Raw genomic sequence first — 15,704 nt, 5'->3', positions numbered from 1 at the left:
TAAGCAGCTGTAATGACCCGTGCAGCCCAGGAGGCCTGTGATGCGTAAGTTCGCCGTTGCCGTCGTCATCGGTGTGGTCGTCGTCGCCATCGGACTGTTCGTCAGCGGCGGACCGGCGCTGGCCGGCGCCGAATAAGCCGCTACCGCTTCGGCCAATACCAAGGCGGCTGATCCAGTCGGCCTTGGCCCGCGATGGTGGTCGCGCCGTGCTCTTTGACCAGTTCCACCGTGTGCGGCTCGTCGGCCCTGCGCGCCAAGGCCCGCACCAGCGGCTGCGCGTGCGTGACCACCACGACCTGCGTCTCCTCGGCGACCGTGGCGATGAGTTCGGCCAGTGGGCCGAGCAATTCGGGATGCAGGCTGGTCTCGGGCTCGTTCAGCACCAGCAGCTCCGGTGGGCGCGGGCTCAGCAACGCCGCGACCAAGAGCAGATAGCGCAGTGTGCCGTCGGAGAGTTCGGCGCCGCCCAGCGGACGGACCAGTCCGCGCTGGTGCAGCGCCAGCTCGAAGCGGCCGTCCCGGTCGCTGATGTCGATCCTGCTACCGGGGAACGCGCGGTCCACGGCTGTCGCCAACCCGTCGGCGTCGCCGATCTCGCGGATGGTCTGCAGTGCCGCCGCGAGGTCGGCGCCGTCGTGGGCGAGCACGGTGGTCCTGGTGCCGACCTGCGGCGCGCGGGCGGGCGCGTCCGCGTCGGTGCGCAGGTGGTCGTAGAAGCGCCAGGACCGGATCCGCTCGCGCAGCACCAGCAGATCCGGGGCGCGTTGCGGATCCGCCAGTTCGCTGAGCATGCTGTCGAACGGCTGCAGGGTATGCGGCACCATCGTCCACCCGCCGTCGTCGTCGCGCAGCTGCGTCACCGGGCCGCCGCGCTGCGCCAACAGGGTCGACGGCCGCAGTACCGGCCCGGCCCAGACCGCCTCCGCCTTGATCTCCGGGTCGAGGTTGAACATCGAGGTGCCGTCCGGCACCGGCGTGCCCAATTCGGCCGCGTAGCCGAAGTCCGCGCCCGCGAAGCCGACCCGCACCCCGGCCGTGTCCGGTTTACTCGCGCTGTCCCCGCCCTGCCCGGCCCACAGCGTCGAGGCCACCCCGCCCTCTTTGGCCAGCGCGGCGATCGCCCCGTTCCTGGAGAAGTCCGCGAGCAGCCGCAACGTGCGGTACAGGCTCGACTTGCCGCTGCCGTTGGCCCCCGTCACCACATTCAGCCGCCCCAGCGGCATGATCACCTGCCGCAGCGACCGGTAGTTCTCGATAGCCAAGGTCTGCAACATGCCCCCAGGCTAACGATTCGCTACGACAGCGGACCGGCTACAACTCCCGGATCACCCGGGCCGGGTTACCGGCGGCGAACACCCGCGACGGCAGATCCCTGGTGACCACGCTGCCCGCGCCGACCACCGTCTCGTCGCCCACCGCGACACCCGGGCACACGATCACGCCGCCGCCGAACCACACGTTGTTCCCGATCCGGATCGGCGCCGCCGATTCCCAACGCTGCCTGCGCAATTCGTGATCCGTCAATGGATGCAACGCGGTCAGCAACTGGCACCGCGGCCCGATCGACACATCGTCACCGATGCTGATCGGCGCGCAATCCAGCAGGATCGCATCGTAATTCAGGAAGCTGTTCGCCCCGATCTCGATGAGATACCCGTAGTCGCACTGGAACCGGGGCATGATCCACGACCCCTCTCCCAGCTTGCCGAGCAGCTCGCGCAGCAGTGCGTCACGCCGGTCGGTCTCCTCGGCCCCCGTGCGATTGAACTCGTCGCACAACCCCTGCGCGCGCCGCCGCTCGGCGACCAGCTCCGGATCGCTGTCCCGGTACAACTCCCCGCGGAGCATCCGCTCCTTCTCCACACCCACCCGCCCACCGTAACGAATGGTGATGCCATAGGTGGGGGTCACAGAGGATGCGTACGGTTCACAGGGGTTGTAGACCCTGTGAAGAGTGTGGACGGTCTGTGGAACCCGCTCGATTGCAGCGGGGCCCGACGGCGGGGTGCGCCGGTCGGGCCCCGTGCGCGCGGGGATCAGGCGGGCATGCCCTGGACGGACAGGCGGTGGAACAGGACCTGCTCCAAGAGGGCGACCAGCACCTCTTTGACCGACTCGCGGTCGCGCGCATCGCATTCCAGGACCGGGATCCAGTCCTCGAGCTCGAGCGCCTCGCGCACCTCGGCGAGGTCGAAGTGGGTGCCGTTGTCGAAACGGTTGACCACCACCACGAACGGGGTCTGCTTCTCCTCGAAGTAGTCCAGCACCGGGTAGCAGTCGTCGACCCGTCCGGTGTCGACCACGATGACCGCGCCGAGCGCGCCGTCGACCAGGTCGTCCCACAGGAAGACGAAGCGATCCTGCCCCGGGGTGCCGAACAGGTAGAGAATCAGGGACCGGTCCAACGTGATTCGCCCGAAGTCGAGCGCGACCGTGGTCTGGGTCTTGTCGGCGCGCCGGCCCGGATCGTCCACGCCGACCGAGACCTCCGTCATCGCGGCCTCGGTGACCAGTGGCTCGATCTCGGAGATCGCCCCGATGAATGTTGTTTTACCGACGCCGAATCCACCGCTGATCACGATTTTCACCGACGACGGCATAGTCGGACCCGACGGCGGCGGGGGGCTCATGTCAGAGTGCCCGTACAAGATCTCTGATCCTCTCGATGGCAGCGGTGGACAGTTGATCGGACTCGCGCACGGTGACGTAGCCCGCGGCGGCGAGGTCGCTCACGACGACCTTCGCGACACCGACCGGAACACGCAGCGCGGTACCGATCTCTGCGATGGAATGCGGCTGCTGGCACAGCTGCACCACGGTGCGCTGCTCGAATTGCAAGGGGGCCGACAGCGCCGAAGGCGGTGCCTGCACCAGAGTTTCGATCCGCAGACCGTCTACCAACGGCGTCGTGCGCCCCGCCGTGACGACAAAGGGACGCACGAACTGTTCATCACTGTCGACAACTTCTTCAGCCGGAGCGGGCTGGCCGGGTCGATCCGGATCGAACCATCCGAACATTCGGTTCATCGGGATCATCCGCGGGTCCGGCAACCGCGGCCGGTCAGGATCTCTCATCTTCGTAACGTCTCTCGCAACTCGGAAATCAACGCCGGATCAAGGAGCGACCCGGCGCGTTCGGCAAGCACAGCCATTTCGTAGCCGACCAGACCGATATCGCAGTTGCCGTCGGCGATGACGCCGAGGCAGCTGCCGTCACCCATGGCCGAGACGAGCAGGAACCCGCGCTTCATCTCGATCATGATCAGTTTGAGCCCGTCGAACGAGTAACTGCGCGAAGCGCTTTTGGCGAGGCTGGCCAGGCCGGACACCATGGCGGCGAGCCGGTCCGCCGAGGTGCGGTCCAGACCGTCGGACATCGCGATGAGCAGACCATCCGAGGACACCGCCACGGTGTCGCGCACACCGTCGGTCTCCCGAACGAAGTTGGCGAGCATCCAGTTGAATGTGTGCGGGTCGGCGCTCGGTAAATGGGTGGTCACCGGTTCTCCTCTGCGATGGACGGGGCGGTCGGCGCCGGATCGTCGGCGCGGGTGTCATGGTCGCGCGCACCGACATACGGCCGCGTCGTCGACGGCGCGGGCGGAGCGCCCCGCTCGTGACCGGCCCGGAACGACGACAACATGTTTCGGGTCTCCTCGGGCGAGCGCTCGGTGACCGGCGCATGATCCTGGCGTGGCGGGGTGCCGCCCGCATCCCGCCGCGGCTCGGTTCCCGGTGCCGTGCCCGCGGAGCGAGACTTCTTGTTGCGCTTGACAAGTCCGTTGCGCGTAGTGCGCGGTACCGGCCCGGTCGGTGGCGCAACAGATGTTACCGGGGCCTCCACCGGCGCGTCCCCGGATTCGAAGATCCGCCACATGGTTCCGGTGTCGGTGGCCGTCTCCGGCGCGAATTCCGGTTGCGGAGAAACGAAATGGGAGTATGCGGAGGTGGGCCCGGACGGCACGGCGGGCATGTTGGTGCTCGTGTCGTACCGCACGGCCTCGTGCCGCCCGGTCCGCTCGGTGGGCAGTTCATCGCCGTAACGCGCGGAGTCCGCCGGATACCGATGCTCACTCGGGGGTCGGCCCGTGCCGTTCTGCTGCGGGGCGGACGAGGCGTTCGGCAGGGCGTGCGCCGGGCCGGGCAGGCTCGGCGTCCGCGCATTCGACGCCGAATTACCCTGCAGCGCAGGACCGTTGTGCAAGGGATCGAGCTCCGGGGTGGCCGCCGCGTGCAGCTCCGCGTCCGAACCCCAGGACGGTTCGACGCCGGTGCCGGAGATCTTGCCGCGCACACCAGCACGCTGATCTTGTTCCTGCGCAAGGATTTCCAGGGGCAGGGCGAGCCGCGCGACGATGCCGCTGACCGGCGAGACGTTGAGCTCGACCGCGATGCCGAGCCGTTCCGCCAGGCGGCCGACCACGTAGTGGCCGAGGTACCTGGTCGGCGCGACGATGAAGTCCTGCTCGCCGCGCAGCCTCGCATTGGACTGTGCGAGCTGGTCGGCGGGCATGCCGATACCGTGGTCGACCACGGCCAGCAGGTAACCCTGCGGCACCCGGCGCCCGTAGATCTCGACCTCGAGATCCGGTGGCGAGAAGGCGAGCCCGTTCTCGATCAGCTCGGCGAGCATGTGCGCGAGCTCGCTGACCACCGACCCGGCGATGAGCACGTCGTCCACCCGGCGCAGCACCACGCGGCGGTAGTCGTCGACCTCGGACAGACCGGCGCGGATGACGTCGCTCAGCGCGATCGGCTGCGCCCACCGGCGCGGGCTGGCCTCGCCGACGAGCACCAGCAGGCTTTCGGCGTTGCGGCGCATGCGGGTGGCCAGGTGGTCGAGCTCGAACAGGTTGGACAGACCCTTCGGGTCGAGTTCCTCGCGCTCGAACTCGCTGATCAGGGCGAGCTGGCGGCGCACCAGGTTCTGGTTGCGCCGGGCCAGGTTGGCCATCGATTCGGTGGTGTTGCGGCGCACCAGCGCCTGCTGCGAGGCGAGTTCGAAGGCGGTGGTCTGCACCCGGTCGAGGGCGCCGGCCACGGCCGCGATCTCGATACTGGAGCCGGCCGGAACCTGTACTGCGGCAGGCGCTTCCGGACGACCCTCCTCGGTGTGCGACCACGCGTCGATGACCTGGGGCAGGCGGCGCGAGGCCACGTCGTCGGCCTCGCCGGCCAGCGCGGCGAGCGGGCGCACGATGGCGCGCACTGAGGTGATCACCAGCACGATCATCGCGACGATGGCGATGGCCGCGCCGACGAGGAAGCCGATCAGGTTGAGCAACGCGGCACCGCGCAGGTCGTCGGCGCGGGCCTGCACGTCCGCGCCCACCGCCTGCTGCACGTTGCCCTGATCTTCGAGCGCTCCAGACATCTGGGTCCACCAGGCCATCGGGTCGACCTCACGGACCAGCGGTCCGTCGCTGGAGGCGATCGCGACGTTCTCGGCTTGTTCGGCCTTGGTGGCGTTGTCGCTCAGCAGCGCGGCGTCCAGTTTGGCCTGCTGACCCTTCGTCGCGTAACGGGAGAAAGCGGCCAAGCCGTTCAACTTGCTGGAGCGGATCTCCATGAACTGCACGTATTCCCCGCCGTTGAACCGGCCGGCGACGAAGACGCCGTTGAGGAAGCCGCGTTCCTTGTCGAGCTCGGCCTTGGCCTCGCCCAGTGCGTACAGCGCCTGCAGACCACGCTGGATCTGCGGGTCACGCGCCTGGTCCAGGCCGAGGGCCAGGCGGTTCAGCGCGGCGACGGCGTCGGTGTAGAACTGGAACACCACCTGCCTGCTTACCCGGCGCGTGTCGATCTGCACGCGGGTGTTCGCCAGCAGGTTCAGCTGACCGAGCGCGGCACGCACCTGATCGGCGCCGGGCGCGTCGCCCGAGGCGGCCTCGGTCAGCTGAGCGAGCGTCGCGTCGACCTTGCCGCGCTGGTCGAGCAGCGGCTGCTGCAGGCGGTTCTCGCCGCCGAGCAGGCCGTTGCTGAGCCCGAGCTCACGCTGGATCTGATTGGTCAGGTCTTGGACGCTCAGCGCCAACTCCACGGACTTCACCGTGTCATTGGCTTCGCGGTAGTCCGAAATCTGGCCGTAGACGGTGACGCCGAGCAGCGCGAGCACCAATATCAACGACAGCGCGAGAATTCGGGACAGCTGACCGCCGATCGTGCGCGGCCGGACGATTCCCGACATTCTGCTGTTCGCCGACGGATTCTCGCCAGAGGCAACCGCAGGTTGGAAATCCGGTGTGTCCCCGGGCTTTTGTTGCCGTAGACGTAGACGCACCAACCTGCTACTCCTCCGAAAAGCCAGCCGTGACAGCTCCACGACGAGCGCACGGAAAGTCTCCGAGCAAAATCCCATATGCCCGGTGCCGCGTCAACTCGAGGACGCGCCGACCCGGGCTTTGTTCATACTTTTCAACCGCAGCGCACCCGAGGGCTACCAACTGGCCAGTTTGTGGCCACCCTGAAGCGATCCGGCCGACATACGGTGCTGGTCAGGACATTCGGCCGCACCTGCGGCGCACATCGCCCCGTCGAGCCGGAAAACAGCGTCGGCACGATCACTCGAAGCCCTTGCGAAACGGGCTGATTCGATCGTGCCGACGCGCCCGACGGTGACCGGGAAAGCGATCCGCCAACCGACAGCAACTGTTCAGCTAGTTACTGTCGGAGTTTCAGTTCAGCTTACAAACCATATACTTCGTTATGCTTCGCCGAGGATGGCGAGCACCTCGTCGGACCGGAAGAACGGCTCGAGCCGCTCGCGAATCAACTTGGCCAGCACGCCGTTTCGTTTCGCGCCCTCGATGACCGCAGGTCCATAGCGCAGGATCTCGGTGGCGATGTCGTCGCCGGAAAGACCGAGTTCGGGCAGCATGGCGGCGAGGGTGTAGTCGCCGTACTTGGTGAAGAACACCTCGACGCACTCGTCCACGAGCAGCCCGAAGTATTCCTTTTCCCTTGTGGTGACGGCGATTTCGTAGCAGATGAGGACCAGTTCGTTGAGATCCTTCTGGCTCAGGTAATCGCGCAGCCCGCTGACCGGCTCGTCGGCGTGCAGGTCCCAGAACTCCATCGCGGCGTCGTGCACCGGCGCATCGCGCAGCATTTCACGGATCGCGTTGTTGGTGCGCTTGAGCGCGAACACCGCGCCCTTACCCGCCATGTCGCCGATGAACGTGCTCTCGGTGGCCTTCTTGGCGGTCTTGGCGGCCGACTGCCCCATCGAGATCAGCGAGGAGACGCCGGGAATCTTGCCCGCGATCTGCCGGTTGGCCTCCATGAAATCGGAGATCAGCTTGTCCACGAACTTCGACGCCACGGTGGCGACCAGCGGCGATTCGGTGAGCCGATCCAGGATGCGCTCCTGCGCCTGGTGCATCCCGAAGATCTTCTCCAGCAGCGCCTCGACCGGCTCGCGGTCGACGACCTGCCCCAGGGTGTAATCGTTGTTGTTCGCGATGTGGTCGTAGATCGAATCCGCGAAGACCCCGACCATGTCGGCGATCACCGGGCTGCCGCCGATCAGGTCGATGATGGTGGCGACGGTCGCCTTGGCCTGCTCGAGCTCGACGATATCGCGGAAGATCAAGGTGTCTGCGACACCCAGCACCGATTCGACGTCGCGGGCCACCACCTCGGCGAAACGCTCGCCACTCACCTCGGCGAGCACGAATTCCACCTGGGCATCGAGTAGCCGTTCCGAAATTTTACGCGGCTCGCTCATCCGGGTTCCACCCATCACAGTCGTAGTACGGTACGCCCGGCCAGATTACGGCCCCTAGGTTTCGGTATCGTTGCCGCGCAACGACTTCCGAATCTGGTCCAGGCGCTCACGCGCGGCTTTCTCGCGCGCGTCCCATTGTTCGTCGGCGCTGCGGCCCGCCGGGGTCTGCTGATCGAGCTCGCCCATCCCCTGCGCGGTGCCGAAGCGCTGCTCGACTTTATCGCGAACTGACCCCCAAGTAGGGACACCCGACGGCGAATATCCACCCGTCTCAGTCGGTGCGGTGGTACCGGTCGGCGGTACCGGTACCGCGGGTACCGGAGAAGTGCCCGCGACCTGGCCGGATACGTCGCGGATGGTGGGCGCGTCATGCACCGGCAGCGTGGGCGTGGCAGGAGTCACACCGGGCAGCGGCGGCGAATCGCCCGCACCGACGAGCCCGAGCAGCGCCGCGTGCACCACCTCGAAGCCGGGCCGTTCCGCGGTCGCGACCAGCAGCACTCCGATCAGTTCCCGGTCGGGCAACGCCGTCAGCCGGGCCAGGATCTCGCTGTTCTCAGTCATATCGCCAGGCTACGCAGCACCGGATGCCGAGCGGTCGGGTTCGCGCCGCGCGCTACGGCCGCACGACCGCCCGCGCCCAATCGCGGACCAGTTCGAACCACGCGCGGCCGCCCACCAGAATCAGGTCGTTGTGTCCCGCGCCCGGGAACACCTTCAGCTGCTTGGGCTCGCGAGCCGCGGCATAGAGGCGTTCGGCGTGCCGCAGCGGCAGGAGTTCGTCCTGGTCGCCGTGCATGATCAGCACCGGAACGCGCAGCCTCCGGATGCGTCGCTCACTCGGGTACGCGTCGGGAATCAGCGGGCGCGGCAGGAACGGATAGATCGAGCGGGCGGCGTCGCGCATGCCGGAGAAGGTCGACATCAACATGAGCCCGGCGGGCGGATACGCCTCCGCGAGCTCGAGCAGCACCCCGCCGCCCAGCGATTTGCCCAGGTAGAGTACGCGATTCGGGTCGATACCCGGCTGTTCGAGCAGCACCCGGCGCGCGGCGCGGGCGTCCTGGTAGGTGCCGTGCTCGGTCGGACGGCCGGTGCTGCGGCCGTATCCGCGATAGTCGAAGGCGAGCACGTCGAACCCCGCCTCGACGAGCAGCGCGAACAGCGCCACCCGATCCCCCACGTTGCCGCCGTTCCCGTGCGCGAACAGGATGTGCCCCACCGAATTCGGCGCGGGCAGCCACCACCCGTGCAGCGTCTCCCCGTCCGCGGTGCCGATCGAAAGATCGGTGTACGTCATGCCCAGGATCGCCGGTGTCTGCAAGATCTGCCGCTCCGGCAGATATGCCAACGCATTCAAGATCGAACTGGCCGGATGTCGCATGCCTAAGTTCTTACCGCTCGCGACCGGCCGCCTGCCACCCGGGCCGCCCGTCGCCCGGACCTGCCCCGATGCACCCGCGGGCGGGGATCTTGGTTTGCCGGGCGGGGATCGGGTATCCCGAGGGAGGTTTTGCTCATCGAGGAAGGGAAATGGTCAATGCGGAGAACTGTTCTCGTGGTAGCTACGCTCGTCACCTCGCTCGCTGGCTTTACCGCCGCGGCCGGATCGGCGGGTGCGGTCGATGACACCCAGACGTGCACGTCGGTGCGCGAGATGGCTACCGAGTTGAACAGCGGGATCAACGGGGCCAAGAGCAAGGACGCCGGAGCTGCGGACGAGGTGCGCAGCGTGTTCTCCACCGCCGCGACCAAGTTGGAGAGCACGCGCGATCTAGCCGACGACGGCCCGGTGAAGACCGCGATCGACCCGGCCGTCGCACAGATGCGCCGGGTGGCCACGGCCTCGGACACGGAGCTGGGCACCGTGCTCCAGGATCAGGCCTTCCACGACGCCATGTCCGGGCTGGACAAGGCCTGCGGCATCTGACGCCGATACACGACAGGCCCGCAAGCATGCGCTTGCGGGCCTGTCGTCTTTCGGATCAGCCGCGCAGCACCGCGCCCACGGCGTCCGCCGCGGCGGCGACCGCGGCGTCGCGGGCGGCGCTCGCCTCGTCCTCGGTGAGCGTGCGGTCGGTGGCCCGGAAACGCAGGGCGTAGGTGAGCGACTTGCGGCCCTCACCCGCCTGAGCACCCTCGTAGACGTCGAACAGCGCGATGTCTTCGAGCAGTTCGCCGCCGCCGCTGCGCAGCGCGGACTCCACCGAGGCGGCCGGGGTGGCCTTCTCGACGCTCACCGACACGTCCTGCAGCACCGCCGGGAACGGGGAGATCGTCGGCGCCGGACGCTGCTCGCGCAGGGGCAGGGCGTCGAGGTCCAGCTCGACGGCACACGTGCGCGGCGGCAGACCGGAACGTTCCAGCACCGCCGGGTGCAGTTCACCCGCATGGCCGACGACCACACCGTCCACCACCAGCTCGGCACAGCGACCCGGGTGCCACGGCAGGTGCGCGGCGGTGCGGCGCTCGATCGTGACGCCCGCCGCGTCGGCCACCGCGTCGGCGAGCGCGAACGCGTCCGCGGCCTCGGCCGGTCGGCCCTGTCCCCACGGCCCGCGCGGCTCGCGGCGACCGGTGAGCACGGCGGCGACGTGCACCGGCTGCGCAGGCAAGGAATCGATCAGTTCGGCGATCTGGTCGTCGCTGGGACGGCGATCGACCGGCAGCGCCTCGACCGGACGCACGTTGTCGCCGGGCAGCACCACCTGGGCGATGCCATAGATGGCGAGATCGCGCGCGCCGCGAGAGATGTTGCGGGCGGCCACTTCCAGCAGGCCGGGCAGCAGCGTGGTGGCCAGCTCGGACCGCTCGACATCGAGCGGATTCAGCACGCGGGTGGTCGCCCGGCGCGGATCGTCGGCGTCGAGCCCCCAGGTGTCGAACACACCGGCGGCCAGGAACACCGGCGCGGGTACCTCGACCGCGCCCGCGAAGGCCAGCGCCCGGCTCACCGCGCGGCGGCGGCGCTGGGTGGCGGTGAAACCACGCCCGGCGGGCGCGGTGGGCAGCACCGACGGGATCTGTTCGAGCCCTTCCAGCCGCAGCACCTCCTCCACCAGGTCGGCGGGCTGCGCCAGATCGGGCCGCCAGCTCGGCGGGGTGACGACCAGCTGGCCGTGCCCGGTGGACTCGTCCACACCGACCTCGACCGTGCAGCCGATCTGGGCGAGCCGGCGCGCGGAGGTGCCGGTCGGGTAGACCACCCCGGCGACGCGGTCGGCCAGATCGATGTCCATCCGGATCGGCGCGGCGGCGGGCACCGGGACGCGCACGTCGGTGAGCGCGGATTCGACGGTGCCACCGGCGATTTCGGCGAGCAGCGTGGCGGCGCGATCGAGCGCGGCGACGTTGATCTCCGGGTCGACCACCCGCTCGTAGCGCTTGCCCGCCTCGGAGGACAGCTTGTGCCGGCGCGAGGTCCGGTAGACCAGCAGCGGATTCCAGGTGGCGGCTTCCAGCACGATATCGGTGGTCTCGGCGCCGACCTCGGTGCTCGCCCCGCCCATCACGCCGGCCAGCGAGACGACGCCGGAGTCGTCGGCGATCACCACGTCCTCGGCGTCGAGGGTGCGCTCCACCTCGTCGAGGGTGCGCAGCGTCTCCCCCTTGTTCGCGGCCCGAACCACCAAGCCGCCGTTCAGCTTTCCGCCGTCGAAGGCGTGCAGCGGCTGACCGAGTTCCAGCATCACGTAGTTGGTGACGTCGACCGCGGGCGAGATCGGGCGCACGCCCGCGAGCAGCAGCCTGCGCTGTAACCACCAGGGGCTCACCGCCTTCGGGTCGATGCCGGTGACCCGGCGGACCGCGAAGCGGGTGCACTTCGACTCGGGTTCGAGCCGGACCGGCCAGGCGTCCGCCTCGTCGTCGGGCAGGGTGCGCACGGCTGGGTCGGCATAGTCGAGATCGAAGCCGCAAGCCAGTTCCCTGGCCAGGCCGCGCACCGAGAAGCAGTAGCCGCGGTCGGGGGTGATGTTGAGTTCGATCACCGTATCGTCCAGGCCCAGCAGCACATTCGCGTCGGTGCCCGGCTCGGCGGTACCCGGCTCGAGCACCAGGATGCCCGCGTGATCCTTGCCGATACCGAGTTCGGCGACCGAGCAGATCATGCCGTTGGACACGTGCCCGTAGGTCTTGCGCGAGGAGATCGCGAACCCGCCGGGCAGCACACCACCCGGCAGCACCACGACGACCAGGTCACCGACGGCGAAGTTGGTTGCGCCGCAGACGATCTCCTGCAAGTCTGGGTTGCCGACATCGACCTTGCAGAACCGGATCGGCTTCTTGAACTCGGTGAGTTCGGTGATCTCGGCGACGCGGCCGACGACCAGCGGCTTGTCGATGTCGCCGGTGACGGGCCGGAGCTTGTCGAGCTCCTCGACCTCCAGCCCGACCCGGACGAAGCCCGCGTCGAGTTCCTCCGGCGTCACCGACCAGTCGGGGACGGTGCGCTGGATGATGTCGGTCAGCCAGGACTGCGCTACTCGCACTTGAGGTTTCGCTCTCTCGATCGAAGGGGCCGGAAAAGACGGTGGGGGCTCAGGACCGCACGCCGAACGGCAGCGTGAAGCGCACGTCGCCCTCGACGATGTCGCGCATGTCCGGGATGCCGTTGCGGAACTGCAACGTCCGCTCCAGGCCCATGCCGAACGCGAACCCGCTGTACACCTCGGGATCGATCCCGCTGGCGATCAGCACCTTCGGGTTCACCATGCCGCAGCCGCCCCACTCGACCCAGCCCGCGCCGCCCTTCTTGTCCGGGAACCAGACGTCGACCTCGGCGGAGGGCTCGGTGAACGGAAAGTAGTTGGGCCGCATCCGGGTTCGGGTGTCCGGGCCGAACAGCGCCCGGGCGAACGCGTCCAGGGTGCCGCGCAGGTGTGCCATGGTCAGGCCCTTGTCCACCGCCAGCCCCTCCACCTGGGAGAAGACCGGGGTGTGCGTGGCGTCGAGCTCGTCGGTGCGGAAGGTGCGGCCGGGGCACACCACATAGATCGGCAGTTCGCGTGCCAGCAGCGAGCGCACCTGGACCGGCGAGGTGTGCGTGCGCAGCACCTGGCGCGATCCCTCGGGAGCGATGTGGAAGGTGTCCTGCATGGTGCGGGCCGGGTGGTCGGGCAGGAAGTTGAGCGCGTCGAAGTTGAAGTGCTCGGTCTCCACCTCGGGCCCCTCGGCGATCTCCCAGCCCATCGCGACGAACACGTCCGCGATCTGCTCGGAGATGACGGTGATCGGGTGCCGGGCGCCGGCCGGTTGCCGGGTGGCGGGCAGCGTCACGTCGATCGCCTCGGCCACCAGCACCGCGGCGTCCCGCTCGGCGAGCAGGACCGAGCGGCGCGATTCGAACGCCTCGGACACGCGGGCCCTGGCCACGTTGACGCGCTTACCCGCGTCGGCCTTCTCGGATTTGGGAATGCTGCCCAGTGCGCGTTGTGCCAGCGCCAGCGGCGCCTTGCCGCCGAGATGCTCGGTTTTCGCGACCGCGAGCGCATCCAGGTCGGCGGCAGCGGCAAAGGCCTTCTCGGCGGCCGCCGCCGCAGCGGCCAGTGCCTCCTCGGTCAGCGTCGCGTTCTGCTCGACTGCGTCGTTGTCGTCGGCCACGATGGTTCGACTCTCCCCTGGGGATCGGTTCGCGAGTACGGCTCATTCCCTACCCACATTGCTGCTGGTGGAATCCTATTGGATGCGTCTGTTCCGATTCACCCGGATTCCCCGCTCCCGCCGCGAACCCTGTTCTCCCTGGTCCGGAGCTCCCGGCAGCGGTGCAGGCGAAACCGGACGAGCCGCATCCCGTCGGGTGACTGCGCACACGACGGGATGCGGCTCGCGGGATCCGGCGCTCAGCGCACCGGGGTGATGCGGGCGGGCAGCAGGGCGGAGAACAGCGCGCCCGCGGCCACGATGGCCGCGCCCACCCAGACCGCTGGGGTGAGTCCGTCGACGTAGGCCTGCGGGCTGAGATATGAACCGTGCGAAGCGAAGACGGACGCGAGCACCGCGATGCCGATGGCGATGCCCACTTCGCGCAGCGTGCTGTTGGTTCCCGAGGCGATCGCCCGGTCGTCCGGGCCGGCGCTGGCCATCACCACCGTGGCGCTCGGCGCGAAGGTCAGGCCCATCCCGATCCCGCCGAGCAGGAACGGCGCGATGAAGGCCGGATACGCGACGTCGACGCTGGAGATCGCGGCCAGCCACACCAGCGACGCGGCCAGAAATACCTGACCGGCGGTCAGCAGGGTGCGCGCACCGACCCGATCGACGATCAGACCCGCGAGCGGAGCGACCACCATCGGCGCCATCGTCCAGGGTATGGTGCGAATGCCCGATTCCAGCGGACTGTAGCCCTGCACCACCTGGAAATACTGGACGAGCAGGAAGATCGAGCCGAAGACGCCCGCGGAGAAGGCGAAACTCGTCGCGTTGCTCAGCCCGTAGGCACGCGAACGGAACAGGTGCAGCGGGATCATCGGTTCGGGCGTGCGCAGTTCCCACGCGACCAGCGCGACGAGCAGCACCGCGCCGCCGATCAGCCCGCCGAGCACCGTGGCCGAGGTCCAGCCGTCGTCGGCGCCGTGGATCACGCCCCAGACGATCGCGAGCACACCTCCCGCCGCGAGCAGCAGCCCGACCGGATCCAGCCGCCTGGTCCCGCCGAACGACTCGCCGAGTACGCGGGCGGCGAACGGCAGCACCAGCAGACCGATCGGTACGTTGAGCCAGAAGATCCACTGCCACGACAGCCCCTCCACCACGGCGCCGCCGACCAGCGGGCCGAGCGCGACGCCGAGTCCGGTGATCCCGCCCCAGATGCCGATGGCCGCATTGCGCATGCGTTCCGGCACTGCCGCGGTGAGCAGTGTCAGCGACAGCGGCATCACGCCGGCCGCGCCGAATCCTTGAATCGCCCTGGCGGCGATCAGCATCCACGGTTCGGTGGCCAGCGCACACAGCGCGGACGCGACGGTGAACAGCGCGATACCGGCGAGGAAGACCCGGCGGCGCCCCAGCCGGTCGCCGATGGCCGAGGCGGTGAGCAGCAGCGAGGCGAACGCGAGCGTATAGGCGTTGACGAACCATTGCAGATCGGTCAGCGAGGCGCCGAGTTCGGTGCGGATCACCGGCAGCGCATTGGTGACCACAAGGTTGTCCAGCGTGACCATGAACATCGGGATGCCGACCGCCGCGAGGACCGCGGCGACGCCGCGGCCGCTGGTCACGGGCATCTTCCCCGAGGCCGCGGCGGTGCCGGGCGGTGCGGACGCGGCCGCGAGTGGTTCCAGGATTTCGGTCATGTCCAACCCTTGTTGTAATTGACTGATAACTAACGAATTGGAGAGTATGCATCGGCTGATAACATGTCAATACCGGGGGCGAGAGAACGGAGTTCGAGCGCGATGGCGAGTTCGACCAGGGTCCGGATGACCGCCACGGAACGCGGCGAGCAGGTGCTGCGCGCGGCCGTCTCGGCCTTCGCCGAAGGTGGCTACGCCGCCACCAAAACCGACGAAATCGCCAGGCGGGCAGGAGTATCCCAGCCCTACGTGATCCGGCTCTTCGGCAGCAAGCAGCAGTTGTTCATCAGCGCGCTGCACCGGGTCTGCGATCGGATCGAGGAGGTGTTCCGCGAGGCCCGCGCGGCCGCCGGCCCCGACGCCGATCCGCCCGAGGCGCTGCACGCCCTCGGCCACGGGTTCAAGGTGTTCCTGGCCGATCGGGAACTGCTCCAGCTCTTCCTGCACGGCTTCACCGCCAGCTCGGAGCCCGCCATCGGCGGCGAGGTGCGCGCCCGGTTCGGCGGCATCTACGAGCTGGTGCGCGAACTCACCGGCGCGAACATCACCGAGGTGCGGGAATTCATGGCAACCGGGATGCTGCTCACCGTCCTGAGCGGGATGCAGCTGGTCGGTCCCGGAGCCGTCGCCGAACCGTGGGCGGTGGAGTTGCTGAACGACTGCACCGGCTCGGTCGACTGAGTTCG

14 protein-coding genes are annotated in these 15,704 nt (G+C 68.6%); 2 read left to right on the top strand and 12 right to left on the bottom strand.

Annotation, left to right across the window (positions count from 1 at the left end):
* Positions 1–140: 140 nt before the first annotated feature.
* The 9 genes from O3I_RS13335 to O3I_RS13295 all read right to left on the bottom strand — a co-directional run bounded on the left by O3I_RS13335 (position 141) and on the right by O3I_RS13295 (position 9,086).
* Entirely contained in the window at positions 141–1,274 is a 1,134-nt protein-coding gene (locus O3I_RS13335; RefSeq protein ID WP_014983450.1) for an AAA family ATPase, read from the bottom strand.
* A 37-nt stretch (positions 1,275–1,311) separates the two neighbouring features.
* Positions 1,312–1,848: a sugar O-acetyltransferase gene (locus O3I_RS13330; protein ID WP_014983449.1), complete on the bottom strand. Its 537-nt coding sequence runs from the start codon at positions 1,846–1,848 to the stop codon at positions 1,312–1,314.
* A 188-nt stretch (positions 1,849–2,036) separates the two neighbouring features.
* Positions 2,037–2,579, bottom strand: a complete 543-nt coding sequence (locus tag O3I_RS13325; protein ID WP_396922277.1) for a GTP-binding protein — start codon at positions 2,577–2,579, stop codon at positions 2,037–2,039.
* A 52-nt stretch (positions 2,580–2,631) separates the two neighbouring features.
* Complete coding sequence (locus O3I_RS13320) at positions 2,632–3,036, bottom strand: DUF742 domain-containing protein (RefSeq protein ID WP_014983447.1); 405 nt, start codon at positions 3,034–3,036, stop codon at positions 2,632–2,634.
* 35 nt (positions 3,037–3,071) lie between these two features.
* A complete protein-coding gene (locus tag O3I_RS13315) occupies positions 3,072–3,455 on the bottom strand; it encodes a roadblock/LC7 domain-containing protein (RefSeq protein ID WP_042256143.1) in 384 nt (127 codons plus the stop codon).
* 41 nt (positions 3,456–3,496) lie between these two features.
* Complete coding sequence (locus O3I_RS13310; protein ID WP_014983445.1) at positions 3,497–6,187, bottom strand: sensor histidine kinase; 2,691 nt, start codon at positions 6,185–6,187, stop codon at positions 3,497–3,499.
* Between the two features lie 516 nt (positions 6,188–6,703).
* Positions 6,704–7,726: a hypothetical protein gene (locus tag O3I_RS13305; protein ID WP_014983444.1), complete on the bottom strand. Its 1,023-nt coding sequence runs from the start codon at positions 7,724–7,726 to the stop codon at positions 6,704–6,706.
* A 54-nt stretch (positions 7,727–7,780) separates the two neighbouring features.
* Positions 7,781–8,290, bottom strand: coding sequence for a hypothetical protein (locus tag O3I_RS13300; RefSeq protein WP_014983443.1), 510 nt, complete (start codon positions 8,288–8,290; stop codon positions 7,781–7,783).
* Between the two features lie 52 nt (positions 8,291–8,342).
* Positions 8,343–9,086 (bottom strand): alpha/beta hydrolase, encoded by a 744-nt coding sequence (locus O3I_RS13295; RefSeq protein WP_237748293.1) that lies wholly within the window; start codon positions 9,084–9,086, stop codon positions 8,343–8,345.
* A 297-nt stretch (positions 9,087–9,383) separates the two neighbouring features.
* On the opposite strand from O3I_RS13295, the gene O3I_RS13290 reads away from it, so the two are divergent.
* On the top strand, positions 9,384–9,656 hold the full coding sequence (locus tag O3I_RS13290; RefSeq protein WP_148282688.1) for a hypothetical protein: 273 nt from the start codon (positions 9,384–9,386) through the stop codon (positions 9,654–9,656).
* A gap of 55 nt (positions 9,657–9,711) precedes the next feature.
* Here the strand turns inward: O3I_RS13290 and pheT are convergent, their stop codons facing one another.
* The 3 genes from pheT to O3I_RS13275 form a co-directional block, all read right to left on the bottom strand.
* On the bottom strand, positions 9,712–12,216 hold the full coding sequence (pheT, locus tag O3I_RS13285) for a phenylalanine--tRNA ligase subunit beta (protein ID WP_014983440.1): 2,505 nt from the start codon (positions 12,214–12,216) through the stop codon (positions 9,712–9,714).
* 49 nt (positions 12,217–12,265) lie between these two features.
* Positions 12,266–13,327 (bottom strand): phenylalanine--tRNA ligase subunit alpha, encoded by a 1,062-nt coding sequence (gene pheS, locus O3I_RS13280; RefSeq protein ID WP_014983439.1) that lies wholly within the window; start codon positions 13,325–13,327, stop codon positions 12,266–12,268.
* A gap of 239 nt (positions 13,328–13,566) precedes the next feature.
* Positions 13,567–15,018 (bottom strand): MFS transporter, encoded by a 1,452-nt coding sequence (locus tag O3I_RS13275; protein ID WP_014983438.1) that lies wholly within the window; start codon positions 15,016–15,018, stop codon positions 13,567–13,569.
* A 102-nt stretch (positions 15,019–15,120) separates the two neighbouring features.
* Between O3I_RS13275 and O3I_RS13270 the strand changes: the two genes are divergently transcribed.
* Positions 15,121–15,699, top strand: a complete 579-nt coding sequence (locus tag O3I_RS13270) for a TetR/AcrR family transcriptional regulator (RefSeq protein WP_014983437.1) — start codon at positions 15,121–15,123, stop codon at positions 15,697–15,699.
* Positions 15,700–15,704 lie beyond the last annotated feature (5 nt).

This window comes from Nocardia brasiliensis ATCC 700358 (assembly GCF_000250675.2).
GTDB lineage: Bacteria > Actinomycetota > Actinomycetes > Mycobacteriales > Mycobacteriaceae > Nocardia > Nocardia brasiliensis_B.
This window is presented reverse-complemented; position numbering and strand designations above follow the sequence as displayed.

Bases quoted from the DNA above. Each gene is read 5' to 3' on its own strand.
- O3I_RS13335 (WP_014983450.1), bottom strand. From the start codon at position 1,274: ATGTTGCAGACCTTGGCTATCGAGAACTACCGGTCGCTGCGGCAGGTG.
- O3I_RS13330 (WP_014983449.1), bottom strand. From the start codon at position 1,848: ATGCTCCGCGGGGAGTTGTACCGGGACAGCGATCCGGAGCTGGTCGCC.
- O3I_RS13320 (WP_014983447.1), bottom strand. From the start codon at position 3,036: ATGATCCCGATGAACCGAATGTTCGGATGGTTCGATCCGGATCGACCC.
- O3I_RS13315 (WP_042256143.1), bottom strand. From the start codon at position 3,455: ATGCTCGCCAACTTCGTTCGGGAGACCGACGGTGTGCGCGACACCGTG.
- O3I_RS13310 (WP_014983445.1), bottom strand. From the start codon at position 6,187: ATGTCGGGAATCGTCCGGCCGCGCACGATCGGCGGTCAGCTGTCCCGA.
- O3I_RS13305 (WP_014983444.1), bottom strand. From the start codon at position 7,726: ATGAGCGAGCCGCGTAAAATTTCGGAACGGCTACTCGATGCCCAGGTG.
- O3I_RS13300 (WP_014983443.1), bottom strand. From the start codon at position 8,290: ATGACTGAGAACAGCGAGATCCTGGCCCGGCTGACGGCGTTGCCCGAC.
- O3I_RS13290 (WP_148282688.1), top strand. From the start codon at position 9,384: ATGGCTACCGAGTTGAACAGCGGGATCAACGGGGCCAAGAGCAAGGAC.
- O3I_RS13275 (WP_014983438.1), bottom strand. From the start codon at position 15,018: ATGACCGAAATCCTGGAACCACTCGCGGCCGCGTCCGCACCGCCCGGC.
- O3I_RS13270 (WP_014983437.1), top strand. From the start codon at position 15,121: ATGGCGAGTTCGACCAGGGTCCGGATGACCGCCACGGAACGCGGCGAG.